Source organism: Corynebacterium sp. ACRPE (assembly GCF_022347435.1).
Classification (GTDB): Bacteria; Actinomycetota; Actinomycetes; order Mycobacteriales; family Mycobacteriaceae; genus Corynebacterium; species Corynebacterium tuberculostearicum_D.
Genome location: NZ_JAKRNA010000001.1, coordinates 19,703 through 36,249 on the forward strand (window position 1 = coordinate 19,703; position 16,547 = coordinate 36,249).

The 16,547-nt window shown below is 57.5% G+C and carries 15 protein-coding genes; 4 read left to right on the forward strand and 11 right to left on the reverse strand.

Going from position 1 to position 16,547, the window contains the following annotated elements; all coding sequences use genetic code 11:
* Nucleotides 1-52: 52 nt before the first annotated feature.
* The 5 genes from MHY13_RS00100 to MHY13_RS00120 form a co-directional block, all read right to left on the reverse strand.
* On the reverse strand, nucleotides 53-958 hold the full coding sequence (locus tag MHY13_RS00100; RefSeq protein WP_239191423.1) for a hypothetical protein: 906 nt from the start codon (nucleotides 956-958) through the stop codon (nucleotides 53-55).
* Nucleotides 948-2,738, reverse strand: a complete 1,791-nt coding sequence (locus MHY13_RS00105) for a DUF262 domain-containing protein (RefSeq protein WP_239191425.1) — start codon at nucleotides 2,736-2,738, stop codon at nucleotides 948-950. The genes MHY13_RS00100 and MHY13_RS00105 overlap by 11 nt, the downstream gene beginning before the upstream one ends.
* 112 nt (nucleotides 2,739-2,850) lie before the next feature.
* The gene (ilvC, locus tag MHY13_RS00110; RefSeq protein ID WP_239191427.1) at nucleotides 2,851-3,864 is read right to left on the reverse strand and encodes a ketol-acid reductoisomerase; all 1,014 of its coding nucleotides are present in this window, start codon (nucleotides 3,862-3,864) and stop codon (nucleotides 2,851-2,853) included.
* Nucleotides 3,865-3,963: 99 nt separating this feature from the next.
* Nucleotides 3,964-4,482, reverse strand: a complete 519-nt coding sequence (gene ilvN / locus MHY13_RS00115) for an acetolactate synthase small subunit (RefSeq protein ID WP_005327728.1) — start codon at nucleotides 4,480-4,482, stop codon at nucleotides 3,964-3,966.
* 2 nt (nucleotides 4,483-4,484) lie between these two features.
* Nucleotides 4,485-6,335 (reverse strand): acetolactate synthase large subunit, encoded by a 1,851-nt coding sequence (locus MHY13_RS00120; RefSeq protein ID WP_239279922.1) that lies wholly within the window; start codon nucleotides 6,333-6,335, stop codon nucleotides 4,485-4,487.
* Between the two features lie 308 nt (nucleotides 6,336-6,643).
* Here MHY13_RS00120 and MHY13_RS00125 point away from each other — a divergent pair, with 308 nt between their 5' ends.
* The 3 genes from MHY13_RS00125 (at nucleotide 6,644) to MHY13_RS00135 (ending at nucleotide 10,450) form a co-directional block, all read left to right on the forward strand.
* Nucleotides 6,644-7,186 (forward strand): PH domain-containing protein, encoded by a 543-nt coding sequence (locus tag MHY13_RS00125; protein WP_150850269.1) that lies wholly within the window; start codon nucleotides 6,644-6,646, stop codon nucleotides 7,184-7,186.
* 58 nt (nucleotides 7,187-7,244) lie between these two features.
* Nucleotides 7,245-9,098, forward strand: a complete 1,854-nt coding sequence (ilvD, locus tag MHY13_RS00130; RefSeq protein ID WP_239191429.1) for a dihydroxy-acid dehydratase — start codon at nucleotides 7,245-7,247, stop codon at nucleotides 9,096-9,098.
* Nucleotides 9,099-9,178: 80 nt separating this feature from the next.
* Entirely contained in the window at nucleotides 9,179-10,450 is a 1,272-nt protein-coding gene (locus MHY13_RS00135) for a glycosyltransferase family 87 protein (protein WP_204609326.1), read from the forward strand.
* Here the strand turns inward: MHY13_RS00135 and MHY13_RS00140 are convergent.
* The 4 genes from MHY13_RS00140 to MHY13_RS00155 all read right to left on the reverse strand — a co-directional run bounded on the left by MHY13_RS00140 (nucleotide 10,425) and on the right by MHY13_RS00155 (nucleotide 13,213).
* Nucleotides 10,425-10,739: a transcriptional regulator gene (locus MHY13_RS00140; protein WP_204609328.1), complete on the reverse strand. Its 315-nt coding sequence runs from the start codon at nucleotides 10,737-10,739 to the stop codon at nucleotides 10,425-10,427. The two genes, MHY13_RS00135 and MHY13_RS00140, sit on opposite strands and share 26 nt — an antisense overlap.
* Nucleotides 10,732-11,238 carry a hypothetical protein gene (locus MHY13_RS00145; RefSeq protein ID WP_239279924.1) on the reverse strand — a complete coding sequence of 169 codons (507 nt, stop codon included), beginning with the start codon at nucleotides 11,236-11,238 and terminating at the stop codon, nucleotides 10,732-10,734. Before MHY13_RS00145 ends, MHY13_RS00140 begins: the two co-directional genes overlap by 8 nt.
* Nucleotides 11,239-11,320: 82 nt before the next feature.
* Complete coding sequence (locus tag MHY13_RS00150) at nucleotides 11,321-12,271, reverse strand: DoxX family protein (RefSeq protein ID WP_239279926.1); 951 nt, start codon at nucleotides 12,269-12,271, stop codon at nucleotides 11,321-11,323.
* A gap of 69 nt (nucleotides 12,272-12,340) precedes the next feature.
* Complete coding sequence (locus MHY13_RS00155) at nucleotides 12,341-13,213, reverse strand: ArgP/LysG family DNA-binding transcriptional regulator (RefSeq protein ID WP_239279927.1); 873 nt, start codon at nucleotides 13,211-13,213, stop codon at nucleotides 12,341-12,343.
* A 70-nt stretch (nucleotides 13,214-13,283) separates the two neighbouring features.
* On the opposite strand from MHY13_RS00155, the gene MHY13_RS00160 reads away from it, so the two are divergent.
* Nucleotides 13,284-13,976 carry a LysE/ArgO family amino acid transporter gene (locus tag MHY13_RS00160; RefSeq protein WP_239279928.1) on the forward strand — a complete coding sequence of 231 codons (693 nt, stop codon included), beginning with the start codon at nucleotides 13,284-13,286 and terminating at the stop codon, nucleotides 13,974-13,976.
* Between the two features lie 22 nt (nucleotides 13,977-13,998).
* Here the strand turns inward: MHY13_RS00160 and MHY13_RS00165 are convergent, their stop codons facing one another.
* Together MHY13_RS00165 and MHY13_RS00170 are read right to left on the reverse strand one after the other, a co-directional pair.
* Complete coding sequence (locus MHY13_RS00165; protein ID WP_239235836.1) at nucleotides 13,999-15,069, reverse strand: aldo/keto reductase; 1,071 nt, start codon at nucleotides 15,067-15,069, stop codon at nucleotides 13,999-14,001.
* 16 nt (nucleotides 15,070-15,085) lie between these two features.
* Nucleotides 15,086-16,513, reverse strand: a complete 1,428-nt coding sequence (locus MHY13_RS00170) for a hypothetical protein (protein WP_239279930.1) — start codon at nucleotides 16,511-16,513, stop codon at nucleotides 15,086-15,088.
* Nucleotides 16,514-16,547 lie beyond the last annotated feature (34 nt).

Consider the following 16,547-nt stretch of genomic DNA (forward strand, 5'->3'; position numbering starts at 1 on the left):
CTTAAGTGTGATGCGGTGTACGCGGTATAACCGCGTGTCAAGGAAGTGTAGTTCAGTCAGGGGTGCCCTGCTTGATTTTTGCCTTAAATTCTTTCACTCGACCGAATTCCGGCCCCAAAGCTACTACGGCGCCGTCCTCACGGCCCGCTACAGCAGCCATACTGTGCTTATCCGCTAGCGGATCAGCAGTCGGCACGACCAAAACTCTTCCACCGTAGGCTGCCGCGGTAATTACGTTCGCGATGGGACTATCCTTAGTGGCAACGATATTTGGCGCCATCTGGCCGTCCCTGCGGGACTGTGCTGGGATGGGTTGGTTCTTTTCCTCTCCGGCATCAAGTTCGCCTTCATACGGCACCCAGGCAGGACGCAGCTCCATATGGGGAGTCTTATCCAGCCGTGCAATATCCTTTACCATCTGCTCCGGCGAGGCTACCACCTTGGAACCATATTGGAATGCCGTGAACTCCCCTAGTGCCTTATGCGTTCCTGGATCCTTGATCACGCTGAATTCACCAGAGGTTTTCGTCCACGGCACGTCACCTACTACCACCAAGCGACTTACTCCCAAGTCCGTGAGCAACTTATGGATTTCCAAACGCCTAGCATCCTCATACTGCACCGCTGGCAAATGCTGGTTTACCGCCAAGGTTGCTGCACGAAGAATAGATTTATCGTCCGGGGCAAAAAGGACAAGCGAATCCGAATCTTCAAAAAATAGTCGGCTGGCTTCAATTCCAATGGGGTCATTAACAATGACCAACTTGCCATCAAATTTCGGATCAATAAGACGGTTTTGGTTTTCCGCCTTGGCCTTGTTGAGATCGATTTCGGACTCGTCCAAGTCGGACAGACCACGCCTGACCAGCTTGGATTCTGTGACCGGAGTGCCACAGGCTGCTAGCGCAAGAGAAGCAACAAGCACTGTAGCGGCCAAGCGCACAGATTTAGCGATCAAAAGCTTGCGGACCTTCCTCTCCACCAAAAAGGTTTGCTTCATCCACATCGCGGATAACGGGTTTACCTAAAGCATATTCCACGATGCCCAAGAAACGGTGACGGCGGTCCGCAAGGAATTCACGCGGCTGTGATGCGCGCAGGAAATCCAGGTTCATTTCGTGGGATGCTAGCACCTCATCAAATTGCGCATCTTCCATGATGGACTTGGACTGAACACGAGGTAGGTAGCGGTTGGGGGCGAAACCGTCGAGCACTACCTCGGTTCGTTTGCCCATCGGGGTGTAGTTCATCACCGACCCAGCCAAGACGGGATCGACGCCGTGACGCTTGCACCAATTGAGCGGGAACACAGGGAAAAAGCCTGGCTTGAGCTCTTCAAAGGTATGCCGAGTGAAGGCCTTTCCGGTGCGCCAGTCCTTCGCGCCGCGCGCCATGAGGAGGGCATAGAGTCCGTGCCATACGCCATCTTTGCCATCTACGGAAAGCAGACGGGATTCACGGAAGGTGGCATCGGTAACGGTCTTCGGCGCCTCATCCGTTGCACCGGCTACCCATTCGGTGACCTCATCCACGTCGCGAGCAGCACGTAGCTGCACCGCAGAAGAGCCGTAGAGCTCGCCAAAGACGCCACACCAGAACCATTGGTTGATGCGGTTCCAGGACTGCTCGGTAGAAAGCGCTCCCCCGCGCTTGGCCAAGCGAGCGATAATGACTGCCAGGGGAACAATCTGCTCATTAAACGGAACCTGATCCATGCTAAGGATGCAGCGCTGCGCCAAGAACTCTGATACCTCGCGGAAGGTGATGCGCAGATCGTTGGCTGCCGACTTGTACTCCGCCAATGACAATTTCAAAATATCCTCGCGCTGGCCACCGGCACAGCCCTTTTCACCGGAGACCAGAAGCGATACTGCGGAGAGAAACTCGGTGCGGCCAATTCCGTCCAAGGCTGGAGACTTCCGCAGGTCCTTTTCCACTTCGTGCCAATCAGCGGCCAAGTGGAAGCTGGGGTCCTCAGAGGCAAAGACGGCAGTAAGCAGATCGAATACGTCCATCTGCAAACCAGCCGAGTTCGCTTGAGCGAAAATCGAGCCGATTCCGGCTCTCTCCGTCTCGCGGGAAAGTCGAATCATTGGCAGGTCATAGCCGGACAAAGGTCGAACGATGCGATTATTAAAGGCAGCCAGTTCCGCGCTGTATTCCTGCTTGGTCGCCGCAAGTTCAAAAAGCATGCCCACGCCGTCTTCACTGAGCAAAGAAGCCACGGGAATGCACATATTCTCTAGTGCATCTTCGCGCGTTAGGATATCGCCCTCAATTGCTGGTGCAAAGTGCGAGCGAATCTTACCGTCTTGATTGACCGCGAAGATGGCATCATCCGGCATTAGATCTCCGCGAACGGCCGCGCGAATATCGATAAAGAAGCGGCGGTGAATCTTCTTCTTGCGGAAGTCAGTGGTATCTACAAAGCCCTCGCCGTTGAAGCAGTGATACAGGGTGGTCAGGCGCTGCTGCCCGTCCAAAAGGAGCAAGCCGGGGTCGACGCCGGTTTCAGGTGCGCCGGCTAGGGCACGGGGACGGAAGCGCATCTTTTCGTTTCGGGTATCAAGAGCCATGAGCGCACCGATGGGATAGCCGCGCAGCACGGAAACAATGAGAGAACGGATACGATCTTCATCCCAGGCATAACTGCGCTGGAAGTCAGGTAACTGGATATCCCCGCGATCAATTCGTGCAAAGAGGTCTTTGAGATCATAGCTTGGCGTCGTAAAACCCATGGCCCTCATCCTACTCCCTGCACTGGAGTTTTACCTGAAACAAATAAAGCTAAACCCACGGTAAACATGCCTGTTCACCGTGGGTGTGCGCTACAGACACCGCCTTTTATTCCTAGGCAGTAGCATCCAGCGGGTTCTTGACCCAGCTCATCAAATCGCGCAACTTGGTGCCGGTCTTTTCAATTTCGTGCTGTGCAAATTCCTCACGCAGACTCTCCAGCTCCTTGTTGCCGCCCTCAATATTGGCCAGCAGGCGCTTGGTGAAGGTGCCGTCTTGGATATCGGACAAGATATCCTTCATGCGCTGCTTGGCATCAGCATCAATAACGCGAGGGCCAGAAATGTAGCCGCCAAACTCGGCGGTATCAGATACCGAGTAGTTCATGTTGGCGATGCCGCCCTCAAACATCAGGTCCACGATGAGCTTCATCTCGTGCAGCACCTCAAAGTAGGCCATTTCTGGCTCGTATCCAGCCTCAGCCAGGACCTCGAAGCCGGTGCGAATCAGGAACTCTACGCCACCGCACAGGACAGCCTGCTCGCCAAAGAGGTCAGTAACCGTCTCTGCTTCGAAGGTCGTCGGGATAACGCCAGCACGCGCACCACCGATGGCCGCTGCATAAGACAGGGTCAGATCGTGGCCTTCGTCCTTAGGATCCTGTTCGGTAGCGATGAGGCACGGAACGCCCTTGCCATCAACGAACTGGCGGCGAACCAAATGGCCAGGCCCCTTAGGTGCAACCATGCCAACGGTGACATTGGCTTGCGGTTCAATCAGCTTAAAGTGGATATTCAAGCCGTGCCCAAACAGCAGCGCATTGCCGTCTTCCAAGTTGGGGGCAATTTCATCTTCAAAGATCTGCTTCTGTGAGGTATCTGGTGCCAGCAGCATGATTACGTCTGCCCACTTGGCAGCCTCTGCAACGGTCTTGACCGCAAAGCCTGCTTCCTCGGCCTTGGCCGCCGACTTGGAACCTTCACGCAGACCAATAACAACCTCGACGCCGGAATCGCGCAGGTTCTGCGAGTGTGCATGCCCCTGGGAGCCGTAACCAATAACGGATACCTTGCGACCCTGAATGATAGACAGATCCGCATCATCGTCGTAGAAGGTTTCAATAGCCATGTTGTAGTCCTCAATTCTGTAGTGATTGTAAGTTTAATGAATCAACGTCCCACCTAGCACTATACCACCACATGAGACGGAGTGACCATATAGTGGGATTTAATTTCGCGGGGGCGCCATCGCCTTGGGTCCACGCCCCAAGGCCACGTCACCAGACTGCACCAGCTCGAGCACACCGAATGGCTCCAGGACGTCGAGAAGCGCCGCCAGCTTTCCAGGGGTACCGGTAGCCTCCACCACCACTGATTCTTGTGCCACGTCTACCACGCGGGCACGGAAGATATTAACGGCATCGACCACCTGCGGCCGGTTGGCATTATTCGCAGCCACCTTGACCAGCATCAGGGCTCGCGCCACAGTCGAGTCTGCTTCGAGCTCCACCACCTTGATGACCGGCACAATCTTGTTGAGCTGCTTGGTCACCTGTTCCATAATCCTTTCGGAAGCGTCGACCACGATGGTTAGTCGGTTAATCCCTGGATTTTCCGTTTGCGCAGAAACCAGCGAAATGATGCTGTAGCCACGCCGGGAAAACATGCCGGTCACGCGCGACAGGATTCCCTCTACGTCTTCTACCAGGACCGACAGGGTATGCCGGGAAACGTCACTGGGTGCCATGCCTATACCTCCTGGATAGTCTCGTCGATATCGGCAGGAGTCTCTGCTGCCGATTCATTTTCATCAAACAGCGGGCGCAAACCGCGGGCATATTGAATTTCTTCGTTAGACGCCCCACCGCCAATCATTGGCCAGACTTGAGCGTCCTCACCAACGATGAAGTCAATGACCACGGGGCGGTCATTGATTGCGCGGGCCCGTTCAATGGCCGGCACCACCTCTTCCTCACAGGTGACGCGGATAGCCTCACTCCCCAGCGCCTCTGCCAGGCGGACGAAGTCGGGGGTATAAACATCTCGTTCTCGCAGCTTGGTATTGGAATAGTTCTCATTGAAGAACAGTGTCTGCCACTGACGGACCATGCCGAGGTTGCCGTTATTGATGACGGCAACCTTAAACGGAAAGCCTTCCAATGCGGCGGTGGTGAGCTCCTGGTTGGTCATTTGGAAGCAACCGTCACCGTCAATCGCCCACACTTCCTTATCCGGGCATGCTGCTTTGGCGCCTAGGGCCGCCGGCACGGCATAGCCCATAGTTCCGGCACCACCGGAGTTGATCCAGGAGCGTGGGTGTTCAAAGTCAATGAACTGTGCCGACCACATCTGGTGCTGACCCACACCGGCGCAGTAGATAGCCCCAGGACCTACGGTTTCACTCAGCTTTTCCAACACAAATTGGGGATTGAGCTGCCCATCCGGAGTGGGATCATAGCCACGGGGGAACCGTTCCTTGAGCCCATCGAGGTAGTCCCGCCATGGGCCTACTTCCGGTGAATTCACTCCGGAGTTCTTGCGGTACTCCTTTAAGAGACCTGCCAACACGTTGCGCGCATCACCCACGATTGGCACTGCAGCGTCGCAGATTTTCCCAATTTCAGCCGGGTCAATATCCGCATGAATTACCTGGGCCTCAGGGGCAAAGGTGGAGGCATCACCGGTTACTCGATCATCGAATCGCGCGCCGATAGTAATCAACAGGTCAGCTCGCTGCATGGCCGCAACCGCAGGGACGGTGCCATGCATGCCCGGCATGCCCATGTGCAGCGGATGAGATTCCGGAAAGGCGCCTAAAGCCATGAGCGTAGTCACGACAGGGATTCCGGAAAATTCCGCAAACTCGCGCAGCTCCTTGGCCGCCTCGGCCTTGATAACACCGCCGCCGGCATAGATAACCGGCTTTTCTGCCTGTGCAATGAGCTCAACCGCTTGCACGATCTGGCGATGGTGCGGCTTGGTCGTCGGTTTATATCCAGGCAGATCAAACGTAGCTGGGAAGGAATATTCCAATTCACCGTTTTGCACATCCTTGGGGATATCCACCAAGACCGACCCCGGACGACCCGTAGCAGCCAGATGGAATGCGGCTGCAATGGCAGCTGGAATCTGGCTCGGTTCCGTCACGATGTAGTTGTGCTTGGTAATCGGCATCGTCACGCCGCGAATATCGGCCTCTTGGAAGGCATCGGTTCCCAAGAGGTTGCTGCCCACCTGGCCGGTGATGGCGACGATGGGAACGGAGTCCAGGTTGGCGTCGGCAAGCGCTGTCACTAAGTTGGTCGCACCCGGCCCGGAGGTGGCAATGCATACGCCTACCTTGCCGGAGGCTTGGGCGTAGCCTTCGGCGGCGTGGCCGGCGCCCTGTTCATGGCGGGTGAGCACATGGCGCAGCTTGGTCGAGGTGTGCAAGGCATCGTAGAGAGGAAGCACGGCACCGCCTGGAATGCCGAAGACTAGATCGGTTCCCAGGTCTTCGAGAGTGCGGACAATGGCGTGGGCACCACTCATCCGCTCCGGAGCGTGGGCGCGTGAGGCCGCAGCCACCGAAGCGGGCGTGGGCGAAGTTGTCGTAACCACGGTTAATGTGCTCCTTGGAATGGTCTATTACAGGTCCTGATCATCATCGGTACCGACCCCAGATATAAACAAAGCCCCCGCGGGCTTATCTGTCTGCGGGGGCGAAATGCGTCGACGTCACGAGGCGTCGCGGTCACCACCGCGTTGGTACTACCTGAAGTCGAATAATGATCATGGACATGACTATACCTTGATAGGTATTACCCTCGTGGAGACTACCCCCTTTTGGGATCACATTCCCACGTGATGGGACACGTCTGAAAAATAGGTTCGCCCTTGCCCGCCTTAGTGAATTAGGCTTGCACACTATGACTCCACCACCTAAGGACAACAAACCTCGTCAGTCCACCACCCAGGCAGAGGTTTTCAAGCCATCCCGCGACCACATCTTGGGCATCCTCATCCTGTCCGCCATTGCCCTGCTGAGCATCGGATGGGCCCCCAAATACCTCGCCTGGCTGTTCATTATCCCCATCCTCGGATTGTGGTGGGTCATAAAATCCCGCACCAAGGTCTCCGAATCCGGAATCGCTATCTCCTACGCATTCCGGAAAAATATCCAGATCGCATGGGACGATTTTGCCGGAATCGGCTTCCAACGCGCCCGCGCCTTCGCTCGCACCAAGGCCGGGGCGGAGCACAGCCTGCCCGGCGTGACCTTTAACTCGCTCCCGCGACTTTCGGAGGCCTCCCGCGGCCGCATCCCTGACGCCCTTACCCAGGGCCGTGAAGCGGCAGATGACAAGGTAGTCATTGTCCACCGTGACGGCCAACAAGTCCTCCTCAGCAAAGAAGAGTATGCGGACTACCTCGAGCGCCACCCCGAGCTCAAGCCCTCGGCCGAAAACTAAATACGCCGCCTACACTCTCCCCTCCCCACATCCCTTGAAGGAATGGTGACTGAAAACCATGTTCCCGCTGCGTTCAAAAGTAACTACCGTCGGCCGCCAAGCCTCTGGCGCCCGCGCCCTTTGGCGGGCCACCGGCACCAAGGAAAATGACTTTGGCAAACCGATCGTCGCCATCGCCAACTCCTACACCCAATTCGTCCCCGGCCACGTACACCTTAAGAACGTTGGCGATATCGTCGCCGACGCCGTGCGCGAGGCCGGAGGCGTACCCAAGGAATTCAATACCATTGCGGTCGATGATGGCATCGCCATGGGCCACAGCGGCATGCTCTACTCGCTGCCTTCACGCGAAATCATCTCCGATTCCATCGAGTACATGGCCAATGCCCACACTGCCGACGCCCTGGTATGCATCTCCAACTGCGATAAAATCACCCCGGGCATGCTCAATGCAGCGCTGCGCCTGAACATTCCCACCATCTTCGTCTCCGGCGGACCGATGGAGGCCGGCAAAGCCGTCGTGGTTGATGGCGTAGCCCACGCCCCCACCGACCTCATCACCGCCATTACCGCCTCTGCCAATGACGCGGTATCTGATGAAGGCTTGACCCAGGTAGAGGAATCCGCCTGCCCCACCTGCGGCTCCTGTTCCGGCATGTTTACCGCCAATTCCATGAACTGCCTGACCGAGGCGCTCGGCTTGGCGCTGCCCGGCAACGGCACCACCCTGGCCACCCACACGGCCCGCCGCAGCCTATTTGAAAAGGCCGGCTCCACCATCGTCGATATGTGCCGCCGCTATTACGGCGAGGAGGACGAATCCGTTCTCCCCCGCAATATCGCCACCAAGGAAGCCTTCACCAACGCCATGGCGCTTGACATGGCCATGGGCGGATCCACCAACACCATCCTGCACACGCTCGCGGCCGCACAAGAGGGCGAGGTGGATTTCACCCTCGACGATATTAATGACATCTCCTACCGCGTGCCCTGCCTGTCCAAGGTCGCGCCCAATGGCACCTACCACATTGAGGATGTGCACCGTGCCGGTGGCATCCCCGCCATCTTGGGAGAGCTTCGCCGCGCCGGGCACCTGAACTTGAAGGTGCATACGGCGCTATACGACAACGCCGAGCAATGGCTCGATGACTGGGATATCCGCAACCCGCACGCCACCGATGAGGCCCGCGAACTGTACTACGCCGCGCCGGGCGGCGTGCGCACTACCGAACCATTTTCCCAATCCAACCGCTGGGACGAGCTCGACACTGACGCCGCTCATGGCTGCATTCACGACGCCGATCACGCCTTTTCTTCCGACGGCGGCCTAGTTGTCCTGCGCGGAAACTTAGCTCCAGACGGGGCCATCGTCAAGGCAGCGGGCGTTGAAGAAGAGCTGTGGACCTTCTCTGGACCTGCCCGTGTGGTCGAATCCCAGGAAGAGGCCGTATCGATAATCCTGAACAAGGAAGTTCAGCCGGGCGACGTGGTAGTCATTCGCTATGAAGGCCCGTCCGGTGGCCCTGGCATGCAGGAGATGCTCCACCCCACCTCCTTCCTCAAGGGCGCAGGTTTGGGCAAGGCATGCGCCTTGATTACCGACGGCCGCTTTTCCGGCGGCACCTCCGGCCTGTCCATCGGCCACATCTCCCCCGAGGCGGCCCACCAGGGCCTTATCGGGCTCATCGAAAATGGCGACACCATCACCATCGACATCCACGAGCGCCAACTCACCCTCGATGTGGACGAGGACGTGCTGGAGCGCCGCCGAGCCGCCCAGGAACAGCGCGAGAAACCGTGGACTCCAGTGAACCGCAACCGCCCCATCACCAAGGCACTGCGCGCGTATGCAGCCATGGCCACCTCCGCCGATCGCGGCGCGGTGCGCGTTGTCGATGGCCATGTGAATTAGACAGTAGTGACTGCTAAATCCCTGTGAGCCTCGGTGGGGTGCGCACCCGTTTACCTGCAGATCGCATAAAGTGTACTGCGATGAAACTCGCGCGCACCCCACTTTTTCGTTATGCCTTAGCTCTGCTGGGTCTCATTTTTGGCGCCTGGAAGGTTGTTCAAGACACCCGCATCACGGACTTTCCTATCGATATGGTGGTCTACCGCGAGGGCGTCAAGGCCTTCCTTGAGCACCGCTCCGTCTATAGCGAGCCCATGCTGGCCGGCGATATTGAACTTCCCTTTATTTATCCGCCCTTTGGCGCGCTCGTCATGGTTCCGCTCACGGCCTTTGACGGCATTGACCACGATATGGCGGGCGACATCATGGTTGTCCTGTCCGATCTTCTCCTGCTCGTCTGCCTCTACTTTGTCTTCAAGGCGGTGCTAAAGAAGCCGGATTTCCTCTTGCCCGTTACCGCCATTGCCTGGGCCATTGCCTTGCGCTTCGAGCCGGTTGACCTCAATAACGGCTTTGCACAGATAAATATCGTGGTCATGACGCTGGTTACCCTCGACCTCGTCCCACGCAAGCGCTTCCTACCACAAGGCATCTTGATTGGCCTGGCCGCGGCCATCAAAATTACTCCGCTAGCAATGCTGCTTTACTTCCTCGTGCGCAAGGAATGGAAGCAGATTGCCACGGCTTTCCTCTCCGCAGTCGCTGCCACTCTCCTCGCCGCAGCCTTCCGCTGGGACGCGTTCGTGGAGTTCTTCAGCTCTAAATTGCTCGATATGGGCTCTGGCGGCGACTTCGGCGTGGCAACCGATTACCAGTCCAATAGTTCCATCAAGGGAGCCATTCAGCGCATGTATTCCTCTACGGAGGCCATGGACGCCAATGGACTGACCATCAATCTTGCATGGCTCGCAGTTTCCCTAGTGGTGATTGCCTTTGCTGCGTGGCTTATCAAGCGACTGTGCGAGGAGCATCTGCTTGTCGACGCCCAATTGGTCACCGCCCTCACCCTCCTCCTCATCTCCCCTGTTTCCTGGTCGCACCACTGGGTCTGGCTCACGCTCATCATCCCGGTCTTTATCTACCGCGCGTGGACCTGGCTGCCGTCTGGATGGGCCGCGGGCAGCCTCCTGACCGTCCTTATCGCCTGGGCAGCCATGCTGCTGACCGTTCCACCTAAGTGGTGGTGGGGCGATCAAGTCGATGTCCACGCCATGGAGCGCTACCAAAAGTTCTGGGTGGATGACTTTGTCTGGCTCACCGTGCTTACCGTCGCGCTGTACGCGGCCGCGTTCTACGCCGCCCAGCGCAACCGCCCTCCGAGTACCGCTACTCCTGCCCCGATAGCTTCTTAAGCGCTGCAAGGTGCGAATCGAATGCGGCCTTACCCTTAGCCGTGAGCATCACCCATACCGTGTCCTTGCCACGCGAGGATCCATACTCACGAAAGCGGCTGATATACCCCTCTTTTTCCAGTGCGCTTAGCTGCTTAGACAGCGTGGCATCGGATTGATTCACCTTGTCTCGAATTGCGGCAAAACGCATCTCTTTGTTGATGGCGCCTTCCACTGCCCCGGCCGCGTTGAGCACCGCACAAATTTTAAAGCGATTAAGCGGGTGGATTACCGGATCAAGCTCACTCATCGCCGCTCGCCCGCTTGCCACTTGCGCTGTCCCGCGTGGACAGATCCATCGCACCGGTGTTCAGGGCCCAAAATACAGCGATGCCCCACAGCGTGAATACCACGGCCGCAGTGACCAGGTGTCCTTCGAGGAAGATCTGGAAGAACGTAGGGCAAAAAATCAGAATGATTCCGAAATAGTATTTCTTATCCGGCTGCGGCTGGGCGAAGGGATCCTGCCTATAACCTGCGCGCACGTTGCGCTTCTGAGCGCCAACCCAAAGAGCTACTCCCCCGCAGACCACCACTAAACCAAGGGACAACCACCACGGTATGTCATTCCCCCATTGGCTCAAGATAAACCAAAGTACTGCCAACGCTGCAGCAAACAAGGCATTAAGCGCAGTCTTCCGTCCGTCGCTTTGTTCCTTCTCCACTTCCTCGTTGAAGGACAGTGCCTCGTGCACGCTTTCGTCCATGATCGCAGTTCCTTTCGCCTTCGACTTTTCGTTGCTTTCCACTTTAGAAAGTATCATACTTTCCGCCATGGAAAGCAAGAGAAAAAGAAAATCCGCCGCAATTGCGACGGACAGCTATTGGCGATTAGTTCAACGGATTAACGCCTGCGCCGAAGAACCAGAGTGTGGCAAGGATGGCGATGCCGATGAGAACAAAGGCCCAGGAAGTACCCAGTGGGCGGCGTGCCCACGAGCGTTTGAAGTCTAGGGAGATAAAGCCTGGGCCAGTAAACTGCAGGCCCACTGCGATGACAAAGAGGACCAAGGAAAGCCATACGGATTCCGGCCAGCTAAAGACGTCCAGGCCGGCATCGGTCTGGGCAAGCTCGTGGACGGCGGTAAAGCCGGTCACTACCAGGCCAATCATGGCCGCCAGCGGCGTGATGAGGCCGAGCAGCAAGAACACACCAGCGATAAGCTGCATGGTTGGCACCGCGATAGACAGTGCGGTATCCCATGCATAGTTGGCAAAATCGCTCTCAAGGCCGGACAATCCCTCACTATCGCCAAGCGTGAAGAAGGTCTTTGCTCCCGCGACGATGAGGTAAGCGCTCAGCGCCAATCGGATGAAAAGCAGGCCGAAGTCGATGGTGCCGCGGCGACCATAGCGTTGGTAGCCTTCCTTTTCTTCCTGTTCCGCTTGCAGGCGTGCCTCGCGCTCCTCTGCGGTTTCGGTGCTGAGGGTGCTCTCCACGGGGGCGTCGGCAGTAGCAAGTGCCGTTTCTTGCTCTGGGGTAGCCGGCGTGGTGGAGTCCGGCTGCGCGAAGGCTACGGTCTCTTCGCCGGCGCCACTGTCCTGGCGTGCGGCCTCATTTGCGCTGGAATAGGACAGCACCTCGGTTTCCGGGTGGTCCTGCTGCGTCTGGGAAGGCTTGATCTCCTGCGGCTCAGCGCGGCCGGCGCGCTCGAAAAGGCCGGGCTTCGACTTTCCTTGGCCGGAGACAGAATCCTTACTAGCGGGCTTCGCGTTGTAGGTAGGCACGTCCATATCCTCATCAAACGGGGTGACTTTATCCGGTTGCTGCTTATCGCTCATAGCTCCAACTTAGGGCACGTGCCTGCACTTTTGTGGTACCCACCACGGCGCGCCGCACGAGCTTGCGTGCTATGTGGCCACCAAGTCGCTCGCAGCTTCGATGACCGAACGCGTTAGTTCGCTCAAGACCTCCGATTCCAAGCGCCACCGCTGCCAGTAGAGGTCGATATCGAGCGGGGAGCCGTCGAGAAGCACCAGCTCCTCCGCCGCCAATAGGGGCAGCGCTTGGGCTTGGGGCAGCAACCCCCACCCCAGGCCAACGCGTACGGCCTCCAGGTAGCCCTCGGAAGAGGGAATCTGTGACACCCGCGCACGGACCACGGCCGAATCAATGAAGCGCTCCCGCATCGCATCATCCAGTACCTGATCGTTGGGACCATAGCCAACAAGGGGCATAGTTTCCCAGGTCAGGTGGCCATTATGGAAGCTTTCTGCAATATGTGGTGCCGCCACCGGGAAGTAGCGCATCGTACCCAAAAAGCTCGACTCACAGCCAGAGACCGGTGTGGCTTCCCTCGTTACCGCGCCAAGCACATCACCCCGCCGCAGCATGGCTAAGGTGCGCGCCTCATCCTCAATCCGGATGCGCAGGGCGACATCGCCCCGCCGCGCGGTATCGCTAAGGACCCTGCGAAACCATGTCGCTAGGGAATCCGAGTTCACTGCGACTGAGAGCGGGACGCGGGCCAGGCGGTGGCCTAGGCGGGCGTCCGTCTCGGCCTGTACTAACGCCATGCGGCGTGCGGATTGCACCAGGATCTCCCCCGCTTCTGTCGCGGTTACCGGAGTGGCACGGCGAAGGAGCACTCGACCGGTGCTCGATTCTAGCGCCTTGATGCGTTGGCTTACCGCAGACGGCGATATGCCGAGCACGGCTGCGGCAACATCAAAGCTGCCTTCGTCCACGATGGCGAGCAATGTTTCTAAGTGCACCGGGTTCATGAAGCTATTCTAAACCAACTGTAGATTCATTAACTCGACTAATTCAGGCCGGGAATTCACACTGGAAGGCATGTCCATTGTGCTTGCTGGTTTCTTCCTGGGATTATCGCTCATCGTGGCCGTTGGCCCGCAAAATGCCATGCTGCTCAAGTACGGCATCCGCCGCGACCACATTGGCCTCATCATTGCCGTCTGCGCGCTTTCCGACGTCATCCTGATTACCGCCGGCACGGCCGGCGTGGGCTACTTGGTAGAAAGATTCCCCAACGCCCTGCAGGTTCTGAAATATGTTGGCGCCGCTTACCTGGCGTATTTCACCTTTACCTGCTTCCGCGATGCGCTCAAAACCAAAGGCGAGGCCATCGAGGTGGAATCCACACAGCCGAAAGTACCGCAGGAAGTCGCTTCCTTCGATGGCTCTCAGGCACGCAGCACGACCAAGACCGCAACTCGCGTCGAGATCAAGCGCTCCCCTTCGTGGGTTAAGCCGCTATTGACCGCCCTGGCCTTAACGTGGCTTAACCCGGGCGCCTATGTGGACGTAGTGGTCATGCTCGGCAGCATTGCTAATCAATATGGCGAATCGGGGCGCTGGCTTTTCGCCGTGGGTGCAATCTGTGCCAGCTTCTCTTGGTTTCCGTTTATCGGCTTCGGTGCAGCCCGTTTTTCCCACGTATTGTCCCGGCCCACAGTGTGGCGCTGGATCAACTTCGGCATCGGCGTCATCATGATCGGCCTAACACTCAAGTTGCTCCTGCTCTAGAGGGCCGGGGCTCGGTAGCGGCCTAGTCGCCGCGAACGCGCGAAGCGGTGGCGCCTGCCCAGCGGTTGATGCCGGCGTCGTGGGCGGCGTCATCAATCGCAGCCAGCTCGTCCGCGCTGAAGTCAAGCTTGTCCAGCGCGCCCAGGTTGTGCTCGAGTTGCTCCACAGAAGAAGCACCCAACAGCGCCGAGGTAAGCGTGCGATCACCCTGATCACGCAGCACCCACGAGATAGCCATCTGCGCCAGAGACTGACCACGCTTGCCTGCAATATCGTTGAGCGAACGGATCATGGAAAGGTTTTCCTCATTGAGCCAATCCTTTTCCAAGGTCTTATTCTTCGCCGCGCGCGAATCTGCAGGGATGCCATCGATATAGCGATCCGTCAGCATGCCCTGTGCTAGTGGACCAAAGCCGATGACACCCAACCCACTGCGCGCCGTGACATCAAGCAGGGACTCGCCATCCTCGCCCGGGCGCTCAATCCAGCGGTTCAGAAGGGAATAGCTGGGCTGATGAATCAGCAGCGGGCAGCCTTCATCTTCCATAAACTCCATGGCCTCCGCGGTAAGCTCCGGACCATAAGAGGAAATGCCCACATAGAGAGCTTTGCCGGAGGCCACGATATCCCGCAGCGCGTACAGGGTCTCTTCCAGCGGTGTGTCCGGGTCCGGGCGGTGGTGGTAGAAGATATCTACATAATCCAAACCCATCCGCTTCAGGGACGCATCCAAGGAGCTAACCAGGTACTTGCGAGAGCCGCCGAAACCGTAGGGCGAATCATTCATTACCCAACCCGCCTTGGAAGAAATGATCATTTCATCGCGGAAGGGGCGGAAATCGCGGGCGAAGATGCGGCCGAAGTTGTCCTCCGCGGCGCCTGGTTCAGGGCCGTAGTTATTGGCCAAATCGAAATGAGTAATCCCCCGGTCATACGCCGCGCGCAGGATTTCGCGCTGCGTGGCCAGGGGACGGTCGTCGCCGAAGTTCTGCCAAAGGCCAAGGGAAATGGCCGGCAGCTTCAGCCCAGAGTTGCCTACTCGGCGGTACTCCATCGAATCATAACGTTCAGCTGCGGGTGCATAGATACTCATGGCACCCATTGTCCGCTTAATTCTTGGAATTGTCAGCCTGTGGCAGTTCCTCAACTTCTTCAGGGTCGCCGGATGCGCCGGTTTCTTCGACCCACTTTTCAATTTCTTCCGGGGTGCGGTCAGTTTCTACCGCATCACGCTCGGTGTAGTAGGAGTGGTCGTGGCGCTTTTCTGCGTACTCCTTTTTGTCAAAGTCCACGTCATCGTCGCCGTCAAGCTCCTCGGTGACCTCATCCACCAGCTCATCATAGAGGGCCTCGTTATCCATATTGGAATCCTCGATGTGCTGGCCAATCTCGTCATCATAACGCTCAGCGTCATAATCCTTGTTGGGGTTCAGCTTCAGGTGCATAAGTGAACGTATGCGCTCGCGACGCACTGCCTCGTCCTTAATCTGGGCTTGGCTACGGAACCAGGCAAATACCAAGATTGCCACCATGAGGATGCCCATGTAGCCGATGATTGGGTAGATGTAGTTCATCAAGGTCTTAAAGCCGGCGAAAGAGACCGCGAAACCAGCCAAGCAGCCGATGACGAAGATAACCGGGAAGCGCTTCTCATGGCCGGCGGACAGGCGTTTGCCTAGCGCGTAGAACATGCCGATAGCGGTATTGAAGATCATCAGGTAGATGATGACCGCCATGATGGAGCCGAGCGTCGGGTTAACGCTATCTACCAAAGACAGCATCGGAATATCGGAGCCTTGCGCCTTGTCCGAGTTCATCAGCAAGGAGAATCCGGCAAGGCCCATCATGATGGAGTAGATGATGCCGCCTACAATGCCGCCCCAACCGGCCTCGCGCGGACTAATATTATCGCCACCGATAACCAGGGACATGGACACGGCGAGCATCAGCGCCAGGCCGTTGTAATTGAGTGCGGAAATGAGCCAGTTACCAATCGGGGTGTCGATCTGGCTGGAGGCGTCCATAGCGGCGCCGATGTCATCCGGCATATTGAGGCCGGTGTAGATGGCAACACCAATGACCGCAATGATGATGGTCGGTGTTACAGCACCGATAACCTTGGATACCTTATCCACGTCGAGCATGCCCACGATAAGCACCAATACCAACATGAGCGTGGAGCCGATCCAAGTCTTCCAGCCAAACTGCTGCTCCATATTGGAACCCGCGCCGGCCAACATCACAAAGCCAATAGCGAAGAGGGTGATGATGACCGCGACGTCCAGCAACTTGGAGACGATCGGGTGGGTGACATTGCGGAAAACGGTATTGTGCTCAGAAGCGTGGAAGTAACTACCCAGCTGCAAGAACACGGTACCCGCAAGGGTCATGATGAGTGCGGCGATAATGATGCCGGGAATACCCCAGGAACCAAAGGCAGTGAAGTACTGCACCACCTCTTGGCCCGTGGCAAAGCCGGCGCCCACCAACAAGCCCACGAAGGACATGGCAATGGCGATAATGTTTTTAGAAGACACGGTTGCCTAACTTTTGTAGCGAATATCTCTCGCA